Here is a 26,054-nt window from a genome sequence, read left to right as displayed (position 1 = left end):
GGAGTGGAGTTATGAGTGTAAGCATTGTAGTTCCCATGTACAATCTAGAGCGTTATGTGGCTCCATTGCTGGATTCACTCCTGGACCAGAGCGAGAAGCGGTTCGAAGTGATTATAATCGATGACGGTTCTACGGACCGTACGTACGAAGTGGCCGAAGCCATTCTGGCACGGCATCCCATCCTGAGAGCCAAGCTGATCCGCACGGCCAACGCCGGAGTGAGCGCCGCCAGAAACACCGGGCTTGCCGCGGCCGGCGGGGATTATGTGCTATTTCTGGATGGAGATGATTATATCGCCAGCGGATTGGTGCAGGCCATTGAATCGAACACCTGGAGCGCAGCTCCGGATATTCTCTGTTGGGGTTACAGCCTGGTACGCGAAGATAAGTCCACCATTGTAAACTTCACTTCAGCGGCAAGCGACACTACGGGGAGCGAAGCGCTGAAGAATATTTTTGTGCATAAAAGCCTCAGAATCTGGACCGGCAGCATCGCCTTCAAACGGACCTTCCTGCTGGAGAACGGCATCCGCTACACCGAGCGCTGCGTGAACGGGGAAGATCAGGAATTCATCTACAAAGCGTTATCGCGGGCCTCGCGGGCGATTTCCATCCCGGATGTGCTGTCCTTCTATCTGCAGAGAACATCCTCCATCTCCAATACGTACAACGTGAACAAATTCGACATGGTCGATGCCTTCAAGCGGGTGGCTGATTATTTCAAGGCGTTTCCCTTTGAAGGGACATCTGAAATATCCGAATTGCTGCTGAACCGGGAGCTGACCGAGAATTACTTTTACAATCTGAAGACCTGTCTGAACGGCACTGCGGGAATGGATGTCAGGCGTCTGCTGCAGGATATTGATGCCCGTTATCCCGGACTCCCTCAGGAAATGAGGCCCATTATACGTGAATACCGGGGGGACGACCGCCAGCTCGCGTTGCAGATCAGAGCCTTCTTAATCTCCCCGTCCTTGTACGGAGCACTGATTGTTATCGACAGAAACTGGGTCCAATTCAAACATAAGCTCAAAACCGTGATGGGCAGAAAGGAAATCAAAGTATGAAGAAGACGATGATGATCAATGCATATACAGAGTTCAATTTGGGCGATGATCTGTTCATTAAAGTGTTATGTGAGCGATACCCGGATACCCGGTTTATGCTGATTGCCCCGCAGCAATATAAGCTCGTCTTCAAAGACCTCCGCAATCTCAGGGTGTATGCGTCTGACTCCGTACTGCTGCGGGGGATCAACTATATTTTCCGCAAATTAAAGCTTCATCCGAACTTCGTGCAGAAGCTGCTGACGGATCAGGGCGACGGAACCGTGCATATCGGCGGGTCTATTTTTATGCAAGGTGAACAGTGGGAAGAATATGTGGCTGGTGCTGAAGCCCTCCGCAATAAAAGCAAACCTTACTACCTGATGGGCGCAAACTTCGGCCCGTACAAGGATGAGGCTTATTACCAGCAATATAGAGAAATCTTCCAGAATTATGCCGATGTCTCTTTCCGGGAGCAATATTCCTACGACCTGTTCAAGGATCTGGACAATGTGCGGCTCGCGCCGGATATCATTTTTCAGCTGAAATACAGTGGCGGAAGAGCACCGGCCGTGGCGGGTAAGACCCTTGCCATTTCTGTGATCAAGCCCTCGTCCAAGGCTTTAGACGGTTTTGACAACCTCTATTATGAAAAAATGAAAGATGTTGCAATCTATTTCATACAGCAGGGTTATGATGTGCATTTCATGTCCTTCTGCCAGCATGAAGGGGACCAGGAAGCGATCAGTCTGATCCTGAATCTGATTCCTGCGGAGCTTCAGGCCCACACCCACGCCCATCTCTACAAAACAGACATGGATGAGATCCTCGCGGTGCTCTCCGGTGCAAGCTGCATTGTCGCCTCCAGATTCCATGCGATGATTCTCGGCTGGGTATTCGGCAAACCGGTGTTTCCCGTGGCTTACAGCAACAAGATGATCAACGTCATGCAGGATGCTTATTTCGGGGGAGCGTATACGGACTTCGCCCATTTGGCTGAGCTGACACCTGAGCAGGTCTATGAGAGCATGGCTGCGGGTACGCTCGATATAACGCTGCAGGCGAACCAGGCGGAGAAGCATTTCGAGCAATTGGATGCTTATCTGGCACCCGAACCGCTGCTGGAAGGGAGAAGAAGCTATGAAAGCTAAACGGAGCATGCTGAACCTGGGCTTCGGGCTTACCAGCCAGGTGATTACCATTATCCTCGGTTTCTTCATCCCCCGCCTGATCATGGTTAACTACGGCTCGGAAGCGAACGGGCTGATTGCCTCGATTGTGCAGATTATCAGTTATTTCGCCCTGCTGGAGGCAGGTGTCGGTGCGGCATCGCTGCAGGCACTCTATAAACCGGTGGCCGGCAACGACCGGGGCCATATCAACTCCATCCTGGCCGCCACCTCCAGCTACTACAAAAAAACCGGGATCTACTATTTCATCTCGGTCGTGCTGCTGGCGGTGATCTATCCGCTGGTCATTCATTCAGAGATCAGCAGTATCAGCATCGTAGCCATTATCCTGTTCTCCGGCCTCGGCGGAGCCATCAACTATTACTTCCAGGGCAAATTCAGGGTCCTTCTGATTGCTGAGGGTAAAAGCTATATTGAGACCTCTATCGTCACGGTAGCGAACATTCTGAACAACGTGGTGCGGATCATCCTGCTGCTGCAGGGCGTGAACATCATCGCCGTCCAGGCCTCGTTCTTCGTGCTGACCCTGCTGCAGATTGTCGCGTTCTATATTTATGCGAAGCGGCATTATAAATGGATCGACCTTAGCCTGACGCCGGATTTCGCCGCAATCGGACAAAAGAATTCCGTCATGGTGCATGAGATCTCCTATCTCGTCTTCCGTAACACGGACGTGCTGATCCTGACCATTTTCACCAACCTGAAGATTGTCAGTATCTACGTGATGTACAACATGATCTTCACCATCGTCGACAACATCGTCCAGACTGTCAACGGCAGCGTCAAATCGGCGCTGGGGCAGAGCTATCATGAGGGCAAAGAGGCTTTTGTGAAATTCTATGATGCGTACGAGGTCTACTTCATGGGCCTGATCTTCTCGATCCTGACGGTGGTCTACATTCTGATTCTGCCGTTCATGCGGCTGTACACCGCCGGGGTCAACGATGTGAATTACATTAACTTCTGGCTGCCGATTCTGTTCGTGGTGATTAAGCTGCTGACCAATGCGCGTACGTCATCGAACAACCTGATTACCATCGCCGGGCACTTCCGCAACACGCAGTTCCGTTCGATTCTGGAGTCGGCAATCAACCTCGGAGCTTCGATTGTGTTCGTAATCTTCTTCGGAATCTACGGTGTGCTGATGGGAACTATTGTTGCTCTGCTCTACCGTTCGATCGATATTGTGGTCTACGCCAGCCGGGTGCTGCTGGAGCGCAGCCCGTGGATCACCTTCCGCAGATGGCTTACGAACGTCGCCGTCTTCGCGGCAATCGTGTTCATTACGACCAAGCTGAATCTGAGCATTACCTCCTACACCGGCGTAATCCTCTGGGGCGCGCTGCTGGGTGTGATTATCCTACCGATCTATTTCCTGGTGGGTTCTCTGATGGAACGCGAGGTCTTCCTCTACACCTGGAGCTATGCCAAGAAATTCAGAACGAAACTCAAGCTTAAGCGGAAGGTTGCGGCGGGGCAGACGTTGTAATGCCGGAAATGGGGTAGCACAGATTCCCATTCCAGCCGCATACAATCAGCCGGCGCACCTCCCCCAGTTTTTTAAGTGGAGTTTTTCCAACTAATTTTAGAATGGTCTTCACATTTGGGATAATAAGTGGAGAAAATCCAACTATTTAAATTAAGCTGATGATTTCCACAAAACTTAGCCCATGCTTCCGAAGCGAGTTTTATTGCGAAGTGAGCCTGGAAGTATTGCTCCATAAAACTAAGTCTCTGCTTTCGGTGCTATTTTGTTCGTAGGATATTCAATGGAGTATAGCTCACAAAATTTAGGAGGACTGATTATGGATCACCGCGGGGACTTACATGAAGCAGGACTGCATCTGCTGCATCAGCTGAGTGACGATATTCATCATCCGCCCGCCGGGGGTCTGACCCGTGAAGAGCTGATCCGCCAGGGCAGGAATATCAGCAGCAGCGAGGGTGATGCCGGAATCAAAGAACATCTGGAGACGCTCATCAGTGTCCTGGATGCCTTTCTGGCAGGCCGGGCTTCGGATGACGCGCTCCAGTATTATGTCAGCACTCAATTCAATATTCAGATCGATGAGATAATCGGGTTCATGCAGGGGCTTGCCGCCCTCAGCAGCAGCAGGCCTGATACGCAGAAGTCTACACTCAACCTTGGCACCGATCCCGCAAGCCATCCGAAGGTTAGCGTAATTATCACTACTTATAATAGAAAAGATTTCCTGCAGCAGGCAGTGAACAGCATCCTGCGGCAGGATTATCCGCATACCGAAATCATCGTCATTGACGATTGCTCCAGCGACGGTACGCAGGAGATGATGAACGCCACCTTCGGAGCAGAGCCGCGCGTCATCTTCATGCAGAATGAGACCAACAGCGGCCCCGGCAACAACCGCCGCAGAGCGCTGGCCGCCCATGGCGACGGGGAATTCATCCTGTTCCTGGACGATGATGACTATCTCATTGACCGCAGCTATTTCACCAAAGCCGTGAATGTTCACCGGCTGCATCCGGAGCTGTCTTTTGTCGCCGCCAATGTATTTCTGGAGTATTCCCAGTCGCAGAAGCTTACCATCTCCAGTCTGGGGCTGAGTCCCGTCACGGACAAACACGACTATTTCATGAACTTTGAGCAGGAGGGCTATCCCAAGCCTGCCTCGACTTTAACCGCGATCTTCAAGCGTGAGGCGCTGCTGAGCATGGATATCCTGAATATGAGCATGGTCAACGATGCTTCCATTTACCTGCGGGCGCTGCTGATCGGCGATGCCGGGTTTATTGATACGCTGGCGGGCGTGTACCGGATTCACGGCAACAATATCACCTTCAATCTCAGCCAGTCGTTCCTGATCGAGAATCTGGAGGAGAAGCGCAACATCCGCAACATGGCCATCGAGCGCTTCGGCTACAGCAAGCCGGAAATGAATGAGTGGTTCAACCATAACGTCTATGATACGATCTCTTACTACCTGATGAACTCCGCCAAAAGCCACAGCGACTTCAAGTTCATGTACAGCTGGGCGAGCAACCACTCTCCTCAGGCCTACAATCAATTGAAGCGCCAGTTCCGCACCAAGCTGATGAAAAAACAGCTGCTCCGCGTTTCCTTCGTGCGGGCGCTGATGAACCGTTAACGGGACAGACCGGCTAGATGGATGGTGTAACTCTCCACACAAAAAGCAGCTTCCCCTTATAAGGAAGCTGCTTTTTGTTCTTGCCCGCTTTAGCCTTCCTGCAGCAGCTTATCCAGCAGCCGGAAGGCTTCTTCCAGCGCAGGCTTGGACACTCCGCTGTAAAGATCCCCGATGTTCAGCTCATAAGCACATGAAGCTTCCCCGGTTTCTTTCAAGCGCGGGGTCAGCCCGATTCCCGTCTCTGTGTACACCTGTATCAATACCGGAGCAAGCTGCTCCCTGGATAACGCGAAATGTACATGGAACATATTTGAGACCGGCACCTCCGGCAGCGTAGACACCTTATGGCAGCTGTTGAATAAGGCAGCCAGCTCCTTGGCCTGCTCATAATAACCGGCCATCCGGCCGATCCGCTGCCCGTAATAATACTTGGCCGTCAGAATATACGGATATAGACTGATCAGGTCACCGCCGTGACGCCGTTTCCAGATCTTCGATTCCTCCGTGAACTCCCGGCTTCCGGCCAGGACCGCTCCGGCAATTCCGCCGATGCCTTTGTAGAAGGAAATATATACGCTGTCGAACAACCCGCAGACCTCGGCAGCTGTCTTGCCGTAGTAAGGCAGCACTTCGAACAGCCGCGCTCCATCCAGATGAAGAATAATCCCCTGCTCCCGGCAGTAGGCCGAAATTGCTTCCAGCTCGGCATACTCCGGCAGCTGCCCGCCGATTTCCCGCTGGGGCAGCTCAAGCAGCAGACAGGCAATACCCGCCCCCATATTCTTCACATCATCCAGTGTGATCAGGCGGTCTTTATCCGCCAGCAGCAGCGGCTCCAGATGATGCAGCTCCTTCAGCCCGTCCTGCTCATGAATCTCCAGGTGGCATAGCGGGTGATAGGCCACTCTTTTGCTGCCTTTGCGGTCACTCCAGATCCGCAGGGCAATCTGCTGGGCCATCGTGCCGCTGGGGAAGAACACGCTGCTTTCTTTGCCGAGCACCCCGGCCATCTCCGTCTGGAAATCCTCTATTACTGCGCCTGACCCATACAAGTCGGCGGCTAGCTGCTCCTCCACTCCGGCCAGTGCTTCCTTCAGCACGGCAACCTCTCTTTTGCCATGACCTGCCAGCTGCACTTCTGTCCCGTTAAAAGCTTCCAGTAAAGCATTCTGCTCATTCATTCCGCTAATCCGCTCCCTTTAAATATGCTCGACCTGTACGAATACTTGAAATTATATCATTTTTCGCTGAAATACCCGATTTATTTGAAAGTTCACATGATATTCCTCTGATCCAAGGTGAAATAAGTTGACCGCTGTGCTACAATATTGGAATTGCAAAGGCAATCGCTTAGGGAGGTTTATAAAAACACCATGCTTATTATTGGTATCGCCGGCGGGACCGGTTCCGGCAAAACGACGGTAGCGCGCTCCGTTATTGACCGTCTTGGATCTGACAAAGTGACGTTCATATCTCAGGATAACTACTATAAAGACCATTCTTACCTCAGCATGGCTGAACGCGGTGCGATCAATTACGATCACCCGCTGGCCTTTGATACGGAACTGCTGATTGAACATTTAGATTGTCTGAAAGCCGGACAAGCCGCATTCGCCCCAGTGTATGATTTCACCGTTCATGCCCGTTCGACCGAGAAGACCGTTGAGCTGGCTCCGAACAATATCGTCATCCTTGAAGGGCTTCATGTCCTCTCCGACGAGAAGCTGCGTGAGCAGCTTAACATCAAGGTATTCGTGGATACCGACCCCGATGTGCGTATCCTCCGCCGGGTGCTGCGGGATATCGAGGAACGCGGCCGGACGATCCGTTCGATCCACACACAATACCTGACCACAGTTAAGCCGATGCATGAAGCTTTTATCGAACCATCCAAGAAATATGCCGACCTGATCATCCCGGAAGGCGGACAGAATGAAGTAGGTATTCAGCTGCTGTCCGTATTGACCGAGAAGTATCTGTCAGGCGATCATCAGTGGACTTAAGCAGAGCAGTCACCTGCTCATACCTTAGTTGAATAAGAGCTGCCCGGCCATGCCGGGCGGCTCTTTGCAGTGGAGTGGCGGCCGGGTACAAACGGAGAATAGATAACATTCTCCCGCATGATTTATAAGTAACAGCGCTAACGGATGCAGAAGAACTCAACCAATTCACCACTAAGGTAATATTACCTGACGCGAGATCTGAATTATTATTGAAATTATCATTGTTCTCAGTAATAATTCCATCTCATTTGTTATATTTATTGACTGGTAGCGCTTTATTGAAGAAATAACTGTTGATTATTTCCGTTTCATCCACTATGATTAGTGCAACAGGATGATCATAAAGTTAAAGCGGTTAAACTTATTATTCGTTTATTCTATTTAAAATAGCATTAAACGACTTTTATTTACCCTCAAAGTTAAAGCGCTTATACTTTATGAAAGAAAGGCTGGTGTGTTCGTGATTAAGAGTGAGAGCCGGCGGCAGACGTTCTACATGTATCTGTTCATTTCCCCATGGCTGATTGGCTTCCTTATCTTCGCCCTGTATCCCATCTTGTCGTCGCTGTACTACAGCTTCACCGATTATGACATTATTCATCCGCCCAAATTCATCGGTCTCGCCAATTACACAGAGATGTTCCATAACGAGCTGTTCTGGCGGTCCGTGAAAGTCACCCTAAGATATACCTTCATCAGCGTGCCGGTGCAATTGCTGCTCGGTCTCGGGTTCGCCCTGCTGCTGCATCAGACCATTCCCTGGCGCGGCTTCTTCCGGACAGCGATGTATTTCCCGAGTATGGTCTCCGGCGTTGCGATGTCGCTCCTCTGGTACTGGATCTTCAACCCGCAGATCGGCCTCTTCAACTATATGCTCTCCTGGTTCGGCATCCACGGTCCGGCCTGGCTGATGAATCCCGATACGGCGCTGTACGCCCTGATCATCATGTCCTTCTGGACAGCAGGCTCCGGCATGATTCTTTTCCTCGCCGGTCTGCAGGGGGTCCCGGCCAGCCTGATCGAAGCTGCTAACCTGGACGGGGCAGGACGCTTCCGCATTTTCCTGAACATCACGCTGCCAATGATCTCGCCTGTGCTGCTGTTCCAGCTGATTATGGGCCTGATCGACTCCTTCCAGGTGTTCACGCAGGCCTTCGTCATGACCCAAGGGGGACCTAACTACTCCACCTGGTTCTACGTCTACAATCTGTACACCAGCGCCTTCAAGGAATACCGGGCCGGCTACTCTTCAGCCCTTGCCTGGATCCTGCTAATTGTCGTCATGCTGTTCACGGCCGTCATTATGAAGCTGTCTAATCGCTATGTCCACTATGAAGGAGGCAGCCGCCGATGAGTACCGTTAAGGCCGCGAGCCCGCTTAGCCCGCCTTCCCGGCTGCGCCGGAGAGTTGATCCCGTTAAGATCGCCAGCTTCATCACACTGGTAATCACCACATTCCTCATGCTGCTGCCGCTGTTCTTCATGGTCTCTACCTCGCTGAAGTCGAAACGGGAAATGCTGAAGTTCCCGCCGACCTTTCTGCCGGAGAGCTGGGCCTGGAGCAATTATACCGATATTTTTGAGACTCTCCAGTTCGGTACGCTCTACAAGAACAGCCTGATTATCGCCGGCTTCTCCGTCTTCGGCACCCTGCTCTCTTCGGCGCTGGTCGCTTACGGGTTCGCCAGATACCGGGGGCGCGGCAACAACTTCTGGTTCATCCTGCTATTGAGCACGATGATGCTGCCTTATCCGGCGATTATGATTCCGCAGTTCGTGCTGTTCTCCAAGATGCAGTGGATCGACACCTTCTTGCCGCTGATCGTGCCTGCCTTCTTCGGCTCGGCGTATAACATCTTCCTGCTGCGGCAGTTCTTCTCTACGCTGCCCGAGGAATTGTTCGACGCCGGACGGATTGACGGCTGCGGTGAGCTGCGGATGTGGCGGACCATCGCACTTCCGCTGTCTGCACCGGCGCTGGCGACCGTGGCGATCTTTGCTTTTATCTACAGCTGGAATGATCTGCTGACCCCCGTGCTCTACTTAAGCTCGTCGGACAAATTCACGCTTCCGGTCGGTATGGCCTCGCTCACCTCATCACGTTTCCGCATTCCGCCGTGGCATCTGCTGATGGTCGCCTCTGTCCTGGCTATGGTTCCAATCGTCACTCTGTTCGCTATCGCCCAGAAGCAGTTTGTGGAGGGCATTGTGCTGACAGGCATTAAGTAATCCGGGTCCACAATACTTGAAATCATGGAGGGAATGAACAATGAACAAGATCATGAAGAGCAAGAGGCCGGCCGTCCTGCTTACAACAGCCCTGACAGCAATGGTAGCGATATCGGGCTGCGGAGGCGGCAAATCAGCAGGGAATGTCGCAGCAGGGGACAGCGGGGCCGGGAATTCCGGCGGTTCCGGGGAACAGGTAACGATATCCCATTATACGATTGACTCGGAAGACCGCACGTTCATTGAGAAGCTGATTCCTGAGTTCGAGAAAGAGCATCCGAATATCAAGGTTAAGGTAGAGAAAGCCCCCTATGAGCAGTTCGACAGCAAGCTGCAGACGCTGATTGCCGGTGGCAATTCCCCGGATGTTACGAGCCACTACGGATACGGCGGTTTCGCCGAGTATTACAACAAAGACATGCTGCTTGATCTGACTGACCTCATTAAGGAAGACGGCTTCAAGGCTGAGGACTATAACATCCCCGGGAATCTGATGAAGATTTACACGGTGAACGGCCGCACCTACGGCATACCGGTCAATATGTATGTCACCCTGATGCTCTACAACAAGGATATGTTCGATGCGGCAGGTGTCTCCTATCCGCCAAGTGACTATGAAGATAAGAGCTGGACGTTTGAGCGGATGGTGGAGGATGCCAAGAAGATGACCCTCGTCTCCGACGATATCGCCAAAACGCAATACGGCGTAGACTTCACCTGGGCGGAGCGGGATATGCGGCCGCTGTACTTCGGGGCAGAGCCTTACTCCGAGGATACCTGGACCAACGGCGGCGTTCCTTCGGAGACACATTTCGACTCCCCTGAGGTCATTGCCGCTTACCAGAAGCTGTTCGACCTTGTCTTCAAGGATAAGGTGTCTCCAACTTCCGAGTGGAGCAAAAGCGTAGCCGGACAGAACGGCGACCCGTTCGTTGCGGGCAAGATCGGCATGTCCATCGGGGGCTCCTGGAACCTCGCCGGGGCTAACGACTTCCCGTTCAAAATCGGCGTAGCCGCAGTGCCATGGGGCGGAAATGAGCAGGTGCGCAGCACCCTGTTCGTCGATCCGCTGCTGATTCTGAAGGATTCGAAGCATCCGAAGGAAGCTTTTGAATGGATCAAATACCTGATGACCACCGAGGTCCAGGAGAAGTCCATTGAGCTGAGCGGAGGCAATCCACCGGTCAACACTGAAGCCGCTGAAGTCTATTACAAGCATTTCGACGGGATTGACCCGCAGGATGTGAAGAAGGTCTACGAGGGTGCTGTCAAATACGGGTATGAATCCTACAACCATCTGATCACCAACTACTCGCAGATCAACGACATGTTCATTAATGAGCTGCAGCCTGTCGAGACCGGACACAAGACGCTGGAAGAGGTTATGCCGGTGATTCAGAAGAAAGTAACGGAGATTATCAAAAGATAAAGCGGCAGCGGCGGCATAGGCAATTATACGTTTAGCGGAACTCCGGCGCTCCCTGTATACTGGAGACAGATACTAGCACCGGAAAATCCGCCGCAAGGAGCGTTTGAGATGAAAGTGAGTATTTTTGATGTAGCCAAAAAATCAGGACTGTCCGTGGTCACCGTATCGCGGGTATTGAACGGCGCCGGGTCTGTGCGGGAGAACAACCGCCAGAAGGTGCTCGATGCGATCAAAGAGCTGGATTACCGCCCTAATGCAGCTGCGCGCAGTCTGGCCAGCGGCAAGACCGGCATCATCGGCCTGATTGTAACGACACTCCAGGATTCCTTCTTCGATGCGGTGGTCAAAGAGCTGAATGAGACGCTGGCCCTGCATGGTTATTTCCTGGCGATCTCCATATCGACGGGCATCGGCTCGGACGAGAACCACTATCTGATTCAGGAAGACCGCGTAGACGGACTCATCCTGCTCTCGCCGATGAAAGAAGACAATTATATTATGGAGCTGAAGCGGCGGGGTATCCCCTATGTGCTGATTGACAATCAGCTGCCGGAGAACGATACCTACTCGATTACCATCGATAATTTCAAAGGCGGATATGCCGCGGCCAGCCACCTGCTGGAGCTGGGGCATACCTCCATCGCCCATATCTGCGGGCAGGAAATGTTCCGCAGCACGCGGGAACGGCGCGCCGGCTTTCAGCAGGCACTGCAGGACCGGGGGATTACCCCGTTCGAAATCGTCTCCGGCGAATTCGAGATCGAGATGGGCTACAGCACGGCGAAACGCTGGCTGCAAGCGGGCAAACTTCCGGCAGCCGTGTTCGCCGGGGATGACAACATCGCTCTTGGCGTTATCAACGCCCTGATGGAAGCGGGAGTGCGGGTGCCTGAGGAAGTCGCAGTGGTCGGCTACGATGACCACTACATCGCTTCCCAGCTCCGCCCGCATCTGACCACCCTGCGCCAGCCGGCGGACAAGATCGGAGTGGCGGCAGCTGACATGCTGCTGCGCAGACTGAGCGGCGAGATGAAGCGCGGCTCGAACATCCGGATCGACCCGGAGCTGATCGTACGGGAATCTACGCTGAAATCCTGATGATGTATCGCTATCAAAACTAAGCATAGCTTCCGTAGCGAGTTTTGCGAAGTGGACACCGAAGAAGGTTAGGCTATCAAAACTAAGCATATGCTTCCGAAGCGAGTTTTGCGAAGTGAACACCGAAGAAGGTTAGGCTATCAAAACTTTAGGAGTGACGACCATTGGCTTACTACTTGGGGATCGATGGCGGAGGCAGCAAAACCTATGCCCTGCTAGGCGATGAACATGGCCATATCCTCGGCAAAGGCAGGAGCGGCAACGGCAATCACCAGACCGGAGCGCAGACGGCTGCGGCAAGTATCCGCGAAGCAGCCTTTGCCGCTCTGGCTGAAGCCGGACTCCGGCTCGAGGATATCAGGCATACGTACCTGGGCCTTGCCGGGGCCGACCGCAAGACCGATTATGATATCCTTCATCCGATAATCCGCGGCATCGGATTTACAGCATACACGATCAGCGGCGATCCGATGATCGGCTTGCGGGCGGGGACGGACCGCCCCTACGGGGTAGCCCTGATCTGCGGCACCGGCACTAACGCAGCCGGCCGCAACCCGCAGGGCCGGCACTTCCAGTGCGGCGGCTTCGATTATATGTACGGCGATTTCGGCGGCGGCGGCGCCCTGAATATCGAGGTATTCCGCACGGTCATCCGCGCCTGGGACGGCCGGGAGGCCGCCACCCTCATGACCGGGCCGCTCTTGAAGCTGCTCGGCTATGAACGGGTGGATGACATGTACAATGATTTCCTCGATCACGGCAAGCAGGTGCCGCTGGATGCCGCCCGCCTGCTCTTCCCGGCGGCGGCCGAAGGTGACGCTGCGGCGCTCGCCATCCTGCACCGTCAGGGCGTGGAACTGGGCAAAGCGGCCGCAGCCGTTATCCATAGATTAGGCATGGAGAACGATGGTTTTGATGTAGTGCTGGCCGGAAGCCTGCTGACCCGGGGCGACCGCGGCTGGATCCGCGGCCCGATCGAACGGGCTGTGCGGGAAGCCGCACCGGCCGCAGCTGTAGTTACTTTGTCTACGGAGCCAGTCGTCGGCGCCCTCTGGTCGGCGCTGGAGAGTGACGGCATCACGATAAGCCATGAGATGTATGAGCAAATGCGTCCCTATGAAGAGTTTGAATATATCCCTATCACAACAAGACAGGAGTGATTCATCTTGGCAGCTAACCAAGGTCTTAAGATCGCCGTAATCGGCGGAGGTTCTTCCTATACCCCGGAGCTGGTAGAAGGCTTCATTCTGCATTACAAGGAGCTTCCGGTCCGGGAGCTATGGCTTGTGGATATTGAAGCCGGACTGCATAAACTGAACATCGTAGGCGCTCTGGCCAAGCGGATGGTCGAGAAATCCGGCCTTCCTATAGAGGTCCACCTCACCACCGACCGCCGCGAGGCCATTGCCGGAGCAGACTTCGTTAGCACCCAGATCCGCGTCGGGATGCTGGATGCCCGCGCCCGCGACGAGTCGATTCCGCTGAAATACGGGGTGATCGGCCAGGAAACGACCGGCCCCGGCGGAATGCTGAAAGCGCTGCGCACGATCCCCGTCATCCTCGGCATCTGCCGTGATATCGAGGAGCTGGCTCCGGACGCCTGGCTGCTTAACTTCACCAACCCGGCAGGCATGGTGACTGAAGCGGTATTAAGATATTCCAAGGTGAAGAGCATTGGCCTGTGCAATGCTCCAATTGGTCTGATTAAGCAGGTATCCGCCAAATATAATGCAGCCCCAGACCGGATCTATGCCGAGTTCGTCGGCCTCAACCATCTGCACTGGATCACCCGCATTGATGTGGAGGGTGAAGACAAGCTGGATGACATGCTGGATGACACCGCCAGCTACAGCGCGAAGAATGTTCCGGCGCGCGAATGGAATCCCGAGTTCCTGCAATCACTACGTGCCCTGCCATCCTATTATTTGAAATATTTCTACATGACGGATGCGATGCTTGAAGAGCAGCAGGCCTCAGCCTCAAAAGGCGAGAACCGCGCTGAAGTCGTCAAGCGTGTGGAGGAAGAGCTGTTTGAAATCTACGGCAATTTGGAGCTTAACGAGAAGCCGAAGCAGCTGGAGCAGCGCGGCGGAGCTTTCTATTCCGAGGCTGCAGTCAATCTGATGCGCTCGCTGCATAACGGCACCAATGACATTCAGACCCTGAACGTAGCGAACCGCGGCATCCTCGACTTCCTGCCGGATGATGCCAGCATCGAGGTCAACTGCGTTGTCACCAAGACCGGCCCTCTGCCCCTTCCGCTGACCAAGATTCCGCCGATGGCGAAAGGATTGATTCATGCGGTCAAGACTTACGAGCAGCTCGCCATCGACGCCGCCGTCACCGGAGACCGCAGCCTGGCTATTCAAGCCTTGGCACACCATCCGCTGGTCCCTTCCGTGGAAGTAGCTATCGCTATGCTGGATGAGATGCTGGAAGCGAATAAGGAGTATCTGCCGGCCTTCTTCGGGCAAGAGAACTATACAGCTTCTGTCTTATAAATTACCAGCTCATATACAAAGCCTGTGCTGACCGCAGATGAACCATTGCGGCTGGCACAGGCTTTTGCCTTATTTCACGATGATATAGCGGTACGTTTCGCCTTCAATTTTGACATCCGCATACAGCGGCTTGCCGCCCGACTCTACTTCGTCAGGAACTTCAGCCAGATAGACCAGAGTACCATTCTTGAGCGGTTCGATTTCGGAAATACTGGTATAGGTGAAGTCTTCTCCGCCGTTTTCTTCCATGGTGGAGAAGGTGCTATATTCGTATTTGTTATCATATTTAATCTGCATATCCGCTACAGCATCTGCATCCATGGCTTCTCCGGCCAGGTTTTTCACTTTTAATGTGATTGCCAAATAGGTTGTACCCGGCTCCTTAGCTTCATAATACGTGTAGAATGATCCCGGTTTGGATGGAATAACCTTCTTGGCATAAGAGGTCTTGGTAATGGTATACTCGCCAACTCCGTCAATAACCAGCGGTGTGCCTTTTACGATGACTGGCTGCCCGCTCCCGGAATCAGCTGCCGGAGTGCCGGCCCCTTCACCTATAAGCTCCACTCCCCCCTTGTCCTCTTCTGCATTTACGGGTACTGTTAAAGCATCTGCCTTCAGCTTGTCATTCTCTTCCTTCAGCTGTTTGTTCTCTTGCTGAAGCTTGCTGATCTCCGTCTTCAGCTTCTCGGTATTTTCTCCTGCGGAGCTTGAATTCCCCGAGGAACACCCGGCTACGGATACCGCCAGCATTGCAGTAGCAAGCCAGAGACCCCCTGTTTTCACCTTCATAGTACACCCCAATATTTGTATTTTTAACTCTAGTATTATATAGCACACAGGCATGCTAAGGATAGAAAAAAATGTAATCTAATTTCCCGCATAATACGGACGGGTTGCCGCCATTTATAACCACTCAAACTAATCAAAGAAGAGATTATACAGAAATGCAGCAGTTATATGTTATATTACCTAACGTTATAGAGGTGATAATTATATTTTTCTGTCGAATTAGTTCCAAATCTAGTAATCGCCATCATTCAATGACATTTTTGTTGTCGAAGAATGACAGATAATATGCTAAAATCAAGGGACAACCACATAGCTTCATAGAATGTCTCTGCTGCTCTGTCGGACGCTCAGCTGTATTGCCGCATTGCATGTTGCCGGACCGGTCACCTGTCACTTACGAGTATGACATTATATTGGGAGGCGGTAAGCATGACATTCCTGGAGAAACTTCTTACCTATCGGGACAAAGAAAACGACCTCTTCTGGGAGGGGACTTTTCTCGATTATTTAGCGCTTGTCAGAGAGAACCCGCATATCGCCGGAACCGCCCATGAACTGGTGTTCCGGATGATCGAATCAGCTGGCGTCAACGAGCTGGGGGACGGACGGCGGGAGTACAAATTTTTCAGCGGCACCTTGTTTGGGCTTGAAGATTCGATTCAGCTGCTCGTGGAGGAATATTTCCGCCCGGCTGCCCAGCGCCTCGATGTCCGCAAACGCCTGCTTCTGCTCATGGGCCCGGTCAGCGGCGGCAAGTCCACGCTTGTCACCCTGATGAAGCACGGACTGGAGTCCTTCACCCGCACGCCCGAAGGCGCCCAGTATGCAATCAAAGGGTGCCCGATGCAGGAGGAGCCGCTGCACCTCATCCCCCGCGAGCTCCGCGAGGAATTCCGCCGGGAATACGGCGTCCATATCGAAGGCGACCTCTGCCCGGTCTGCCGGATGAATCTGGAGCACGAATATAACGGCCGGATCGAAGAGATGCCGGTGGTGCGAGTGCTTTTCTCGGAAAGTGACCGGACAGGCATTGGCACCTTCGCCCCCTCCGATCCCAAATCACAGGATATCGCCGATCTTACCGGCAGCATAGATTTCTCCACAATCACACAGTACGGCTCCGAATCCGATCCGCGTGCCTACCGGTTCGACGGCGAGCTGAATAAGGCCAACCGCGGCCTGATGGAATTTCAGGAAATCCTCAAATGCGATGAGAAATTCCTCTGGAATCTGCTCTCGCTGACCCAGGAAGGTAATTTCAAAGCTGGACGCTTCGCGCTGATCTCCGCCGACGAGCTGATTATCGCCCATACGAACGAAACCGAATACCGCGCTTTTATCTCGAATAAGAAGAACGAAGCCCTCCATTCCCGCATGATCGTCATGCGCATTCCCTATAACCTCAAAGCCGGCCAGGAAGAACGGATCTACCGCAAGCTCGTGGATGCCTCGGGCCTGAATAATCAGGTGCATCTTGCGCCGAACGCCCTGTGGACCGCCTCTGTATTTACCGTATTGTCCCGTCTGAAGGAACCGAAGAAGCCCGGAATCGATCTGCTCAAAAAAATGTATCTCTACGACGGTGTAGAAGTGGACGGTGTCAAAGGCGCCGATGTGGAAGAGCTCTACCGGGAGTTTTCCGATGAAGGCATGTCCGGCGTCGATCCCCGCTACGTCATCAACCGTATCTCCAGTGCGCTGATCAAAGGCAACAAAACCTGCATCAATGCGCTGGATGTCCTCCGCTCGCTGAAGGAAGGGCTTGACCAGCATGCCTCAATCTCCAAGGAGGAGCGCGAGCGGCTGATGAACCTGATTACGCTGGCCCGCAAGGAATACGACCATAAGGCGAAGACTGAGGTGCAGCGGGCATTCGTGTACTCTTTTGAGGAATCCGCACGGACCATTCTGAACAACTATCTCGATAACGTGGAGGCTTACTGCAGCGGCTACCGGATGAAGGACCCCATCACCTCCGAGGAGAGCGACCCTGACGAGAAGCTGATGCGCTCCATTGAGGAGCAGATTGGCATAACTGAGAATCAGAAACGGGCCTTCCGCGAGGAAATTCTGATCAAAATCTCTTCTTACGCCCGCCGGGGACGGCAGTTTGAATATACCTCCCACGAGGCGCTGAAGGATGCTATCGAGAAGAAGCTGTTCGCCGACCTCAAGGATGTTATCAAGATCACCACTTCCTCCCTTAATCCGGATGAGACTCAGGTTAAACGCATGAACGAGGTCTCCCGGCGGCTGATTGAACATAACGGATACTGTGCCACTTGCGCCAATGAACTGATGAAATATGTCGGAGGTCTGCTAAACCGGTAATGCTTCTAATTCAAGCGGGAGGTGGACGACATGGACAACCGTATGTTCATGATCGCGCGCGACGACTGGTCACTGCACCGCAAGGGAGAGATTGACCAGGAGCGTCATAAGCGCAAGGTAAAAGAGGCCATCCGGCATAATCTCGCCGATCTGGTCAGCGAAGAATCCATTATTATGCCTCAGGGGGATAAGGTCATCAAGGTGCCTATCCGCAGTCTGGATGAACCGAAATTCCGCTACAACTATCAGAACGAACCGCAGGTTGGACAAGGCAAAGGCGGCACGCAGGTCGGAGATGTGATCGGCCAGAGCGGACAGGGTGATGCGGAAGGCCCCGGCAAGGGCGGACACGAGGCCGGAGATCAGCCCGGGGAGGATTATTACGAGGCCGAGCTGACCATCGACGAGCTGGCGGAGCTGGTCTTCGAGGATCTGCAGCTGCCCCGGCTGAAGCCCAAAGCCGCACCGGACATGATGATCGACGATATCCGGTTCGATGATGTGCGCAGGCAGGGCATGATGTCAAACGTGGACAAGCGGCGTACACTGTTCGAGGCGATCAAGCGGCAATCGCTCGGCGGGGGCATAACGGCAATGCCGCATGCCGCAGCTGCGCAGTCCCATTGGGCGTCCCCGGGGGAACCCGCCACTGGTGCCGCTGGTTCAGCGACCGGGCCGGTTACGATTACCGGTGACGACCTGCGCTATAAGACCTGGGAGGATATCCGCCGGCCGCAGTCTTCTGCTGTCGTACTGGCAATGATGGATACCTCCGGCTCAATGGGGGCTTTCGAGAAATATGTGGCCCGCAGCTTCTTCTTCTGGATGACCCGATTCCTGCGGACCAAATACGATAATGTGCAGATCCGCTTCCTCTCGCACAGCACGGAAGCCAAGGAAGTAGATGAAGACTCCTTCTTCACCAAGGGCGAAAGCGGCGGCACCCGCTGCTCCTCGGTCTACGAGCTGGCGCTGCGTATCCTGGAGGCCGATTATCCGCCGGGCCAGCATAATGCTTATGTCTTCCATTTCTCCGACGGGGATAATCTGGACAGCGATAATCCGGTAACCGTCCGTCTGGCAAACGAGCTGCTGGAACGTGTGAACATGCTCGGCTACGGTGAAATCCGCCAGCATGTGTATGGCGGCAAACAGCTGTGGGAAGCCATGTCCAGCTTGACCTCCCCCGCCTTCAGCCGCTCCATCCTGAAGGAGAAGGAGGATGTATTCAAGACGCTGCAGGCTTTCTTCGGGGAGGAGTTGGCCAGTTGAGCGGTGGTGAGTCCGCTTGATTCCCGTAATCCCGCAGAGAGGTCAGTCGCACCTCGTTCACAGGTGATAACAAGCCGATAACGGGACCGCCGGGCCGTATATTCTATTTCTTGCGAAAGGAGAAACCATGATGATGACACCTAGCGAGCCGGAACAGCTGGAGCAATCCGTGGAACGCCTTACCGGACTGGCGCTGGAGCATGGGCTGGATTTCTTCCCCATGCGCTACCAGATGTGCCCGCCGGAGGTGCTGTACTCCATTGGCGCTTACGGCATGCCTACACGCTTCTCGCACTGGAGCTTCGGCAAAGCCTATCACCGGATGAAATCCGAGTACGATCATGGCCTGAGCAAAATTTATGAGCTGGTGATCAACTCCGATCCCTGCTACGCCTTCCTGCTGGACAGCAATACGCTCCTGCAGAACAAGCTGATTGTGGCTCATGTGCTGGGACATAGTGATTTCTTCAAGAATAATGCGATGTTCGCCGGAACCGACCGTAAGATGGTCGACCGGATGGCCATCTTCGCCGACCGGATGGACCGGTTCGGCCAGGAGTACGGCATTGATGAGGTGGAAAAGTTCCTTGATGCCGGCATGGCCATCCAGGAGCATGTCGATCCGTTCTTCGCCCGCTCCGGGCGACCCGGGGGGTTCCGTGAGATGGACGGGGAAGTGAAGGATGTAATCGGTTATATCGCTGCGCAGAGCCGTTATCTGGAGGAATGGCAGCGGGAGATCCTGCACATGCTCCGCGCCGAGATGCTGTATTTCTGGCCGCAGATGGAGACTAAGATCATGAACGAGGGCTGGGCCAGCTACTGGCATCTCAAGCTGGTGCGGGAGCTGGAGCTCAGCGATTCAGAGATCATCGAATTCTCTGCAATGAACTCCGGTGTTATCCAGCCCTCTCCCGGACGAATCAATCCTTATTATCTCGGGCTGATGATGCTCCGGCATATCGAGAAGAAGGAGGGCTTAGAAGCCCTGTTTGAGATCCGTGAGACCGAATCGGACGTGTCGTTCATCCGCAATTACCTGACCCGTGAGCTGGCCGAGGAAATGGATCTGTTCGTGTATAAGAAGGACGGCCAGCAGTACAAGGTTACCGATAAAAGTCTGGAGGAGATCAAGGACAACCTGATCCGTTCACGCACCAACGGCGGCTTTCCCTATCTTACCGTCAAGGACGACGATCTGCATGGACGCGGCGAGCTGCTGCTCTATAACCGTTACGAGGGGCTTGAACTGGACCGCAAATATATTGAGCGCACCCTGCCGATGGTCCATCAGCTCTGGGGCCGGACTGTCCATCTGCGGACCGTAGTAGAGGGCAAGGAGAAGACCTATATGTATGACGGCAAACAGCTGGCATAACAAAAAAGATGTTCCTTATCCTTATCTATTCAAGGATATGGAACATCTTTTCTGTCCTGGAACCGGTTCGTTAAGAATATCAGAGAATGCTATTATTGCAAATGCGCCTTAATCTTCCCGATCAGCTCCTGGTATTCTTCGTCGGCTAAATAGGCTTGGCCCGGATTCATCTGGAAGGTGGAGCCAAAATCGGCCTGCCCGTCGTACTTCGGAACGATGTGCATATGTAGATGATGCAGCTTGTCGCCGTAAGCGCCATAGTTGATTTTATCCGGCCCAAAAGCTTTGTCTACCGCTTCCGCCACCTGCGCCACATCATTCATGAATGCGGACAATTCGTCTGCGGTAAGGTGGAAGAGCTCTTTTACATGATCACGGTAAACCACATTGCATCTTCCCTTATACGTCTGCTCTTTGAACAGAAAGACTGTCGAAACCCCCAGCTCGCAGATTTCAATCATCAGGTTGTCCCGCCGTTCATCCTCCATACAATACATACATTCTTGATTCTTCTCCATGCCTTCAGATCCTTTCCCCTCTGGATTACACTTCGTTATCTTAGTACACGCTCTATACTGCTCCACAAATCTGCTGCCGACTATTAGAACGGTTACACTCTATCATATTCGAAGCTCCTGGTTACGCCCGGTGCTGCTTGCGGTACTGCAGCGGAGAGCGCCCCGTAATCCCCTTGAACATCCGCCCGAAATGAGCGATGCTGTCGAAGCCCGTCGCTTCTGCGACACGGGTGATAGGCCAGTCCGTTTCCGTCAGCAGCGCCTTCGTCTCGCGGATGCGGACATAATTCAGGTACTCGATAACCGTGAACCCTGTCGTCTGCTTGAACGTCCGGCACAGGTAGGTGGCGCTGATGAAGAAGTGCTCGGCAACCCCTCCAAGGGTAAGCTTCTCGCCGTAGTGCGCATCCAGATATTCAATGATGCCATACACCCGGCGCTGCCCCTCGCTTTGTTCGGGAGAGACCAGGGCGGGCTTCGCCTTGCGTATCCGCTCCAGCTGGATCAGCAGCTGCAGCAGCAGCGTCCTTGTATATTCACCGCTCCACAGCTTATCCTCCTTCTGCTCTCCGAGCATGGCCTGAAGCAGATCAGCAATCACTCCCTGTTCATGCGCCGTAGGCCGCAGCAGGAAGCTCTCCCCGCCGAAGATATTCATCCAGTTCTGTTCCGGGGCCACCGGCTCCAGATAGGAATCGCTGAAGCTGACCAGGACCCGCTCATGCGGCTGGTGGTTTCCGCCTGTGGTGCGGTGCAGATGATTTTTGTTAATAAATACAAGATCTCCGGCCTCCAGCGCGTAAATGCGGTTGCGGATATAGTAATGCCGCTCCCCGGACAGCAGATAGTAAATCTCGTAGAAATCATGGAAATGATCGATGTCCATATTGAAATATCCGCTCCGCTTGAGCTGCTCAATCTGAAAGATGGGCTCCACTCTGCACCAGGCCTCCCGCCAGGATAAGATATGCATACTTTCCGGCTAAATAGACTAAATACCGTTCACTTTCTGCATTTCCTATACTATAAAATAGAATCAAATCCAAGTAAATGGAGTGATCCCCTTGTCCAAAAAGAAATATGTAATCGTCGGCACCGGTGGCCGGGCCGAATTTTTCTACGGCGCTCTTGTTACCGTTTACAACGAAACATCCGAGCTGGTGGCCATCTGTGATGTCAATCAGACGCGGATGAATTTCGCTAACCATATGCTGACTGATAAATACGGCTACCATGAGGTTCCTACCTACAAAGCCGAAGATTTCGACCGGATGATTGCCGAAACCCAGCCTGACTATGTACTGGTAACCACGATCGACCGCACGCATCACAAGTACATTATCCGCGCGATGGAGCTCGGCTGTGATGTCATTTCCGAGAAGCCGATGACCATTGACGAAGAGAAATGCCAGGAGATCTTCGATGCCATTGAGCGCACCGGCAAGAATCTGCGTGTCACCTTCAACTACCGCTACGCTCCGCATAACACGAAGATCCGCGAAGTCATTATGGACGGCGTGCTGGGCGAGATTCTGTCCGTCAACTTTGAATGGCTGCTGAACACCCAGCATGGAGCGGACTATTTCCGCAGATGGCACCGCGATAAGCGGAACAGCGGCGGCCTCTTGGTGCACAAATCGACACATCACTTCGACCTGATGAATTTCTGGCTGGCTTCACAGCCGGATACGGTCTTCGCTATGGGCGATCTGCGCTTCTACGGCAAGGAGAATGCCGAGAAACGCGGCATCACCGAGTTCTACCAGCGTGCCTACGGCAGCAAGGCTGCCGAGAACGACCCGTTCGCGCTGCATCTGGACCGTAACGAGCATCTGAAGAGCATGTACCTGGATGCTGAGCATGAGGACGGCTACCAGCGCGACCAGAGCGTATTCGGAGACAATATCAGCATCGAGGATACGATGAATGTTATGGTCAAATATAAGAACAAGACCGTCATGAACTATTCGCTCAACGCCTATATGCCTTGGGAAGGCTTCATCATCGTCTTCAACGGCACGCAGGGACGGATGGAGGTCCGCATTACCGAGCAGTCCTACGTCAATTCCGGCGGCAAAAAAGAAAACGAAGGCGCCCTGGAAGGCGTGAATATCATGATCTATCCGCACTTCAAAGAGCCTTACCGCGTGGAGTTTGAGAGCAGTGCAGGCGGTCATGGCGGCGGTGATCCGGTGCTGCTGCGCGATATTTTTGACAAGAAGCAGGAAGACCGCTTTAACCGCGCAGCCTCGCACAAGGACGGCGCAATGTCGATTATGACCGGCATAGCCGCCAACCGCTCGATCAAGACCGGCCAGCCGGTGAAGGTTGACGATATCTGGAAGGCGTAGCCGTCCAGCCGTCTTCCCTCCCCGCTGGACCTATAGAAGAAGGCGTGCCTCCCGGCCCAAACCGGAGTGCACGCCTTTTTCTTATGAGGCATCACTCCGCTCCCGGCCCGACAGTTCAGCCTCATTCCAGACACAGGGCACCACAAGCTCTACCTTGGTCCCCCATCCGGGTTTGCTGCGGATACTCAAGCTATAGGCCGAGCCGTACGTCAGCTTCAATCTTTTGTTCGTATTGTAGAGTCCGAGATGCTCCGTCCGCTCCTCATCCGCATCCAGCCGGTGCCGGACCTCACGCAGCCGCTCTGCGGTCATGCCTATACCGTTGTCGATCACACTGAGCGACAGCTGCTCTCCTCTGCGCACGAACTTTACCTTAATGAGACCCGGACCCGCTTTTTCCTTAATTCCGTGATAAATACTGTTCTCAAGCAGAGGCTGCAGTACAAGCTTGAAGGTATACAGACGGGCAAGCTCTTCGTCGTATTCATAGATACACTCGAATTTGTCACGGTAACGCTTCTTCTGAATATTGACGTAGCTGACGGTGTTGCCAAGCTCGTTCTCCCAGGTCACCGTTCCTGTAGGATTGCTGAAGGAGTAGGAGAGAATATCCGAGAGATCTTCGATCATTTCGCTCGCCTTATTAGGCTTACCGGTCAGCGCAACTGACTCCCAATAGACGGAATGCAGCGTGTTGTACAGGAAATGGGGATTAATCTGGGACTGCAGCGCAAGCAGCTCCATTACCTGCAGACGGTACTTTTTCTCCAGCAGCTGGGTGCGGATATAGCGGTGTTCGATGAAATGCGTCATCATATTCTGGACAATCAGTGAGTACTCGTCCTTGACCTTGGCGGGCGGTCTCAGCAGCAAATGGCTGTCATCCGCAGCCTTGATCATCATCCTGATCATCTTAAGCTGCTTGTAGTTGCGCCGGATCAGCACGAAGGTCAGCAGAAATCCGCAGACTACAGAGACAGCCACAAACACCAGTGTGTAATACAGAATGCGTGACGGCGTTTTGTAGAGCTCTGAATGGCGAATAACCGATACGTACTTCCACTTGTAGCGCTCCGATTCCACCTTCGTTACATTCACCTTGCCCGCCGGCGTGTCCATATCGAAGAAGGATTCCGGCTGCTCCGCAATCTTCAGTAGCTCCGCATGCTGCGGAAGCTCCCCTCGCCCGTTGGAGAAGATCACCTGGCTGTTCTCATCCAGCACGAACATTTGCTGCGTGGGATAACGGGTGATGTCATTCAGCAGACTCTCGATGTATTTGGGCCGGATATTGAGAATAATCGCGATCTTGCGCGGCACCAGCACATTATAGAAGGTCACCACCGCCGTCGGCTTCGTCTCGAAGGAATAGAACTTCAGCTCGCGCCTGGCCGTCCATTTGGCAGGAGGTCCCTCATAGCGGCTGAACTGCCCGTACCAGTCGGTATCATAGAAATGATCCAGCGTCACCAGCCCGTCTACGGAGGACAGAAACCGGTTGTACGGATTATCGACATACAGATAGAAGGACTGGATATAGGGCTTGGAGCTCGTAAAAGCATTCAGGAAGCTGGAGATAATCCGGTTCGTGTTCGAGCTCTCATAGGTATACGAGGGGTTCTTAAGGACGGTGGACAGTTCATTGAAGATATCGGCGTTGTCGTACAGGGCGAGATAGAGCGTGTCCAGTTCGTTCAGAATCATCTCCAGCTGGGTCTTGGACTGCTGCAGCAGGAAGCTGCTGTTCTGGTTGATGTCCGACTTGATATCGCGCTGGGTGGAGAACATCGAGAGCGAACCCAGAATAATCACAGGGATCAGCAAGGGAATCAGAAAGATCGCCAGCTGCTTGATGAAATACTTTTCTCTCATGGGGCAGCCGGGCCGTTCCGGTATTCACTGGGTGTTTTGCCATAATAGCTCTTGAAGGTGCGGGTGAAGTTCTTGGCATTGCTGTAGCCGACCATTTCACTGACCGTATAGGTTTTGAAGCTCATGTCCTGCAGCAGTCCGGCGGCTACCTCCATTTTATGCTGAATCACATAGTCCGAGAAATTCTGGCCCGTCTTCTGCTTGAAGAAGAAGCTGAGGTAGTTGGCATTCATATGGACCAGCTTGGCCGCCTGTTCGAGTGAGGCATTCTGATAATGGCTTGTGACATAGTCTTTGATCTGGCGGATAATGAAGCTCTCATCGCTCCCTTGCAGATCCTCTGCCGCTGAGCGCTCCTTCTCCACATTGCCTGCCTCCAGCTCCTCCCGGAGCTTGACGAATACATCCAGCAGCACATGGTATTTCGCCGGCTTAAGCACATAATTGCTGACCCTGTAATGCAGGGCCTGCTGGGCATACTCGAAATCGCGGTATCCGCTCAGGAAGACTACCTTGATATCCCGTTTGCTTCTATATAGATCCTCGGCCAGCTCAATCCCGGTCATCACAGGCATCTTGATATCAGTCAGCACAATGTCCACCCGCTCCTCGCCTTCAATGAAACGCAGCGCCTCGCGCCCGTTGCCGGCCTGGCCGATGATATGGAATCCGATCTCATTCCACGGAAAATAACTGGAAAGCGCCTCACGTGTCTCCGTTTCATCATCCACAATCAATAGGTTATACATCCCGCCGCCCGCCTTCCCTGGTTGCAATGCAGTTTCAATGTAACTGCTTACATTCAGTATATCAGAACGCCCGGAGCATATTGCAGGCCATTCGCATGATGAATTAAACTGCTGAAGAAATGATTCCTTTCACAACATCAGGATACCTTCCCCTCTAATTCACGCGGAAA

Annotated in this window: 21 protein-coding genes; 15 read left to right on the top strand and 6 right to left on the bottom strand. The window is 53.4% G+C overall.

What is annotated here, in order from left to right; translation table 11 throughout:
• Positions 1-11: 11 nt before the first annotated feature.
• The 4 genes from PBOR_RS01255 to PBOR_RS35165 all read left to right on the top strand — a co-directional run bounded on the left by PBOR_RS01255 (position 12) and on the right by PBOR_RS35165 (position 5,361).
• Positions 12-1,067, top strand: coding sequence for a glycosyltransferase family 2 protein (locus PBOR_RS01255; RefSeq protein ID WP_042210078.1), 1,056 nt, complete (start codon positions 12-14; stop codon positions 1,065-1,067).
• Positions 1,064-2,197 carry a polysaccharide pyruvyl transferase family protein gene (locus PBOR_RS01250; RefSeq protein ID WP_042210077.1) on the top strand — a complete coding sequence of 378 codons (1,134 nt, stop codon included), beginning with the start codon at positions 1,064-1,066 and terminating at the stop codon, positions 2,195-2,197. The genes PBOR_RS01255 and PBOR_RS01250 overlap by 4 nt, the downstream gene beginning before the upstream one ends.
• Positions 2,187-3,725, top strand: a complete 1,539-nt coding sequence (locus PBOR_RS01245) for a lipopolysaccharide biosynthesis protein (RefSeq protein ID WP_042210076.1) — start codon at positions 2,187-2,189, stop codon at positions 3,723-3,725. The genes PBOR_RS01250 and PBOR_RS01245 overlap by 11 nt, the downstream gene beginning before the upstream one ends.
• A 316-nt stretch (positions 3,726-4,041) precedes the next feature.
• On the top strand, positions 4,042-5,361 hold the full coding sequence (locus PBOR_RS35165; protein WP_052429281.1) for a glycosyltransferase family 2 protein: 1,320 nt from the start codon (positions 4,042-4,044) through the stop codon (positions 5,359-5,361).
• 89 nt (positions 5,362-5,450) lie between these two features.
• Here the strand turns inward: PBOR_RS35165 and PBOR_RS01235 are convergent, their stop codons facing one another.
• Positions 5,451-6,542, bottom strand: coding sequence for a threonine aldolase family protein (locus PBOR_RS01235; RefSeq protein WP_042210075.1), 1,092 nt, complete (start codon positions 6,540-6,542; stop codon positions 5,451-5,453).
• Positions 6,543-6,734: 192 nt separating this feature from the next.
• Between PBOR_RS01235 and udk the strand changes: the two genes are divergently transcribed.
• From udk to PBOR_RS01200, 7 genes are all read left to right on the top strand, one after another.
• Positions 6,735-7,364: a uridine kinase gene (gene udk / locus PBOR_RS01230; RefSeq protein ID WP_042210074.1), complete on the top strand. Its 630-nt coding sequence runs from the start codon at positions 6,735-6,737 to the stop codon at positions 7,362-7,364.
• Positions 7,365-7,860: 496 nt separating this feature from the next.
• Positions 7,861-8,718: a carbohydrate ABC transporter permease gene (locus tag PBOR_RS01225; protein WP_042218773.1), complete on the top strand. Its 858-nt coding sequence runs from the start codon at positions 7,861-7,863 to the stop codon at positions 8,716-8,718.
• Positions 8,715-9,593: a carbohydrate ABC transporter permease gene (locus PBOR_RS01220; protein ID WP_052429280.1), complete on the top strand. Its 879-nt coding sequence runs from the start codon at positions 8,715-8,717 to the stop codon at positions 9,591-9,593. Before PBOR_RS01225 ends, PBOR_RS01220 begins: the two co-directional genes overlap by 4 nt.
• Positions 9,594-9,633: 40 nt before the next feature.
• A complete protein-coding gene (locus PBOR_RS01215) occupies positions 9,634-11,022 on the top strand; it encodes an ABC transporter substrate-binding protein (protein WP_081971867.1) in 1,389 nt (462 codons plus the stop codon).
• Positions 11,023-11,130: 108 nt separating this feature from the next.
• Complete coding sequence (locus PBOR_RS01210) at positions 11,131-12,120, top strand: LacI family DNA-binding transcriptional regulator (RefSeq protein ID WP_042210073.1); 990 nt, start codon at positions 11,131-11,133, stop codon at positions 12,118-12,120.
• Positions 12,121-12,284: 164 nt separating this feature from the next.
• Positions 12,285-13,280, top strand: coding sequence for an N-acetylglucosamine kinase (locus PBOR_RS01205; RefSeq protein WP_042210072.1), 996 nt, complete (start codon positions 12,285-12,287; stop codon positions 13,278-13,280).
• Positions 13,281-13,286: 6 nt separating this feature from the next.
• Positions 13,287-14,621, top strand: coding sequence for a 6-phospho-beta-glucosidase (locus PBOR_RS01200; protein WP_042210071.1), 1,335 nt, complete (start codon positions 13,287-13,289; stop codon positions 14,619-14,621).
• A 69-nt stretch (positions 14,622-14,690) separates the two neighbouring features.
• Here the strand turns inward: PBOR_RS01200 and PBOR_RS01195 are convergent, their stop codons facing one another.
• Positions 14,691-15,407 carry a coiled-coil domain-containing protein gene (locus PBOR_RS01195; RefSeq protein ID WP_245648000.1) on the bottom strand — a complete coding sequence of 239 codons (717 nt, stop codon included), beginning with the start codon at positions 15,405-15,407 and terminating at the stop codon, positions 14,691-14,693.
• Positions 15,408-15,842: 435 nt separating this feature from the next.
• Between PBOR_RS01195 and PBOR_RS01190 the strand changes: the two genes are divergently transcribed.
• The 3 genes from PBOR_RS01190 (at position 15,843) to PBOR_RS01180 (ending at position 20,394) form a co-directional block, all read left to right on the top strand.
• Positions 15,843-17,744, top strand: a complete 1,902-nt coding sequence (locus PBOR_RS01190; RefSeq protein WP_042210069.1) for a PrkA family serine protein kinase — start codon at positions 15,843-15,845, stop codon at positions 17,742-17,744.
• A gap of 30 nt (positions 17,745-17,774) precedes the next feature.
• Positions 17,775-19,016, top strand: coding sequence for a sporulation protein YhbH (gene yhbH / locus PBOR_RS01185; protein WP_042210068.1), 1,242 nt, complete (start codon positions 17,775-17,777; stop codon positions 19,014-19,016).
• Between the two features lie 133 nt (positions 19,017-19,149).
• The gene (locus PBOR_RS01180; RefSeq protein WP_042218769.1) at positions 19,150-20,394 is read left to right on the top strand and encodes a SpoVR family protein; all 1,245 of its coding nucleotides are present in this window, start codon (positions 19,150-19,152) and stop codon (positions 20,392-20,394) included.
• A 92-nt stretch (positions 20,395-20,486) separates the two neighbouring features.
• On the opposite strand, the gene PBOR_RS01175 is transcribed toward PBOR_RS01180, so the two are convergent.
• Complete coding sequence (locus PBOR_RS01175; RefSeq protein WP_042210067.1) at positions 20,487-20,912, bottom strand: HIT family protein; 426 nt, start codon at positions 20,910-20,912, stop codon at positions 20,487-20,489.
• 121 nt (positions 20,913-21,033) lie between these two features.
• Complete coding sequence (locus PBOR_RS01170) at positions 21,034-21,849, bottom strand: helix-turn-helix transcriptional regulator (RefSeq protein ID WP_245647999.1); 816 nt, start codon at positions 21,847-21,849, stop codon at positions 21,034-21,036.
• Between the two features lie 127 nt (positions 21,850-21,976).
• Here PBOR_RS01170 and PBOR_RS01165 point away from each other — a divergent pair, with 127 nt between their 5' ends.
• Complete coding sequence (locus tag PBOR_RS01165; RefSeq protein WP_042210065.1) at positions 21,977-23,263, top strand: Gfo/Idh/MocA family oxidoreductase; 1,287 nt, start codon at positions 21,977-21,979, stop codon at positions 23,261-23,263.
• Between the two features lie 81 nt (positions 23,264-23,344).
• Here the strand turns inward: PBOR_RS01165 and PBOR_RS01160 are convergent, their stop codons facing one another.
• Entirely contained in the window at positions 23,345-25,135 is a 1,791-nt protein-coding gene (locus PBOR_RS01160) for a cache domain-containing sensor histidine kinase (RefSeq protein WP_042210064.1), read from the bottom strand.
• Entirely contained in the window at positions 25,132-25,884 is a 753-nt protein-coding gene (locus PBOR_RS01155; protein WP_042210063.1) for a response regulator transcription factor, read from the bottom strand. The genes PBOR_RS01160 and PBOR_RS01155 overlap by 4 nt, the downstream gene beginning before the upstream one ends.
• Between the last annotated feature and the right edge of the window lie 170 nt (positions 25,885-26,054).

Origin of the sequence: Paenibacillus borealis (genome assembly GCF_000758665.1) — a bacterium.
Lineage (GTDB): Bacteria > Bacillota > Bacilli > Paenibacillales > Paenibacillaceae > Paenibacillus_AQ > Paenibacillus_AQ borealis.
The sequence above is the reverse complement of the archived record's forward strand: the minus strand, read 5'-3'. Positions and strand labels throughout refer to the sequence as shown.

What these genes read in the sequence shown, in the direction of transcription:
- PBOR_RS01255 (WP_042210078.1), top strand. Translation starts at nt 12, where the DNA reads ATGAGTGTAAGCATTGTAGTTCCCATGTACAATCTAGAGCGTTATGTG.
- PBOR_RS01250 (WP_042210077.1), top strand. Translation starts at nt 1,064, where the DNA reads ATGAAGAAGACGATGATGATCAATGCATATACAGAGTTCAATTTGGGC.
- PBOR_RS01245 (WP_042210076.1), top strand. Translation starts at nt 2,187, where the DNA reads ATGAAAGCTAAACGGAGCATGCTGAACCTGGGCTTCGGGCTTACCAGC.
- PBOR_RS35165 (WP_052429281.1), top strand. Translation starts at nt 4,042, where the DNA reads ATGGATCACCGCGGGGACTTACATGAAGCAGGACTGCATCTGCTGCAT.
- PBOR_RS01235 (WP_042210075.1), bottom strand. Translation starts at nt 6,542, where the DNA reads ATGAATGAGCAGAATGCTTTACTGGAAGCTTTTAACGGGACAGAAGTG.
- udk (WP_042210074.1), top strand. Translation starts at nt 6,735, where the DNA reads ATGCTTATTATTGGTATCGCCGGCGGGACCGGTTCCGGCAAAACGACG.
- PBOR_RS01225 (WP_042218773.1), top strand. Translation starts at nt 7,861, where the DNA reads ATGTATCTGTTCATTTCCCCATGGCTGATTGGCTTCCTTATCTTCGCC.
- PBOR_RS01220 (WP_052429280.1), top strand. Translation starts at nt 8,715, where the DNA reads ATGAGTACCGTTAAGGCCGCGAGCCCGCTTAGCCCGCCTTCCCGGCTG.
- PBOR_RS01215 (WP_081971867.1), top strand. Translation starts at nt 9,634, where the DNA reads ATGAACAAGATCATGAAGAGCAAGAGGCCGGCCGTCCTGCTTACAACA.
- PBOR_RS01210 (WP_042210073.1), top strand. Translation starts at nt 11,131, where the DNA reads ATGAAAGTGAGTATTTTTGATGTAGCCAAAAAATCAGGACTGTCCGTG.
- PBOR_RS01190 (WP_042210069.1), top strand. Translation starts at nt 15,843, where the DNA reads ATGACATTCCTGGAGAAACTTCTTACCTATCGGGACAAAGAAAACGAC.
- yhbH (WP_042210068.1), top strand. Translation starts at nt 17,775, where the DNA reads ATGGACAACCGTATGTTCATGATCGCGCGCGACGACTGGTCACTGCAC.
- PBOR_RS01180 (WP_042218769.1), top strand. Translation starts at nt 19,150, where the DNA reads ATGACACCTAGCGAGCCGGAACAGCTGGAGCAATCCGTGGAACGCCTT.
- PBOR_RS01175 (WP_042210067.1), bottom strand. Translation starts at nt 20,912, where the DNA reads ATGGAGAAGAATCAAGAATGTATGTATTGTATGGAGGATGAACGGCGG.
- PBOR_RS01160 (WP_042210064.1), bottom strand. Translation starts at nt 25,135, where the DNA reads ATGAGAGAAAAGTATTTCATCAAGCAGCTGGCGATCTTTCTGATTCCC.
- PBOR_RS01155 (WP_042210063.1), bottom strand. Translation starts at nt 25,884, where the DNA reads ATGTATAACCTATTGATTGTGGATGATGAAACGGAGACACGTGAGGCG.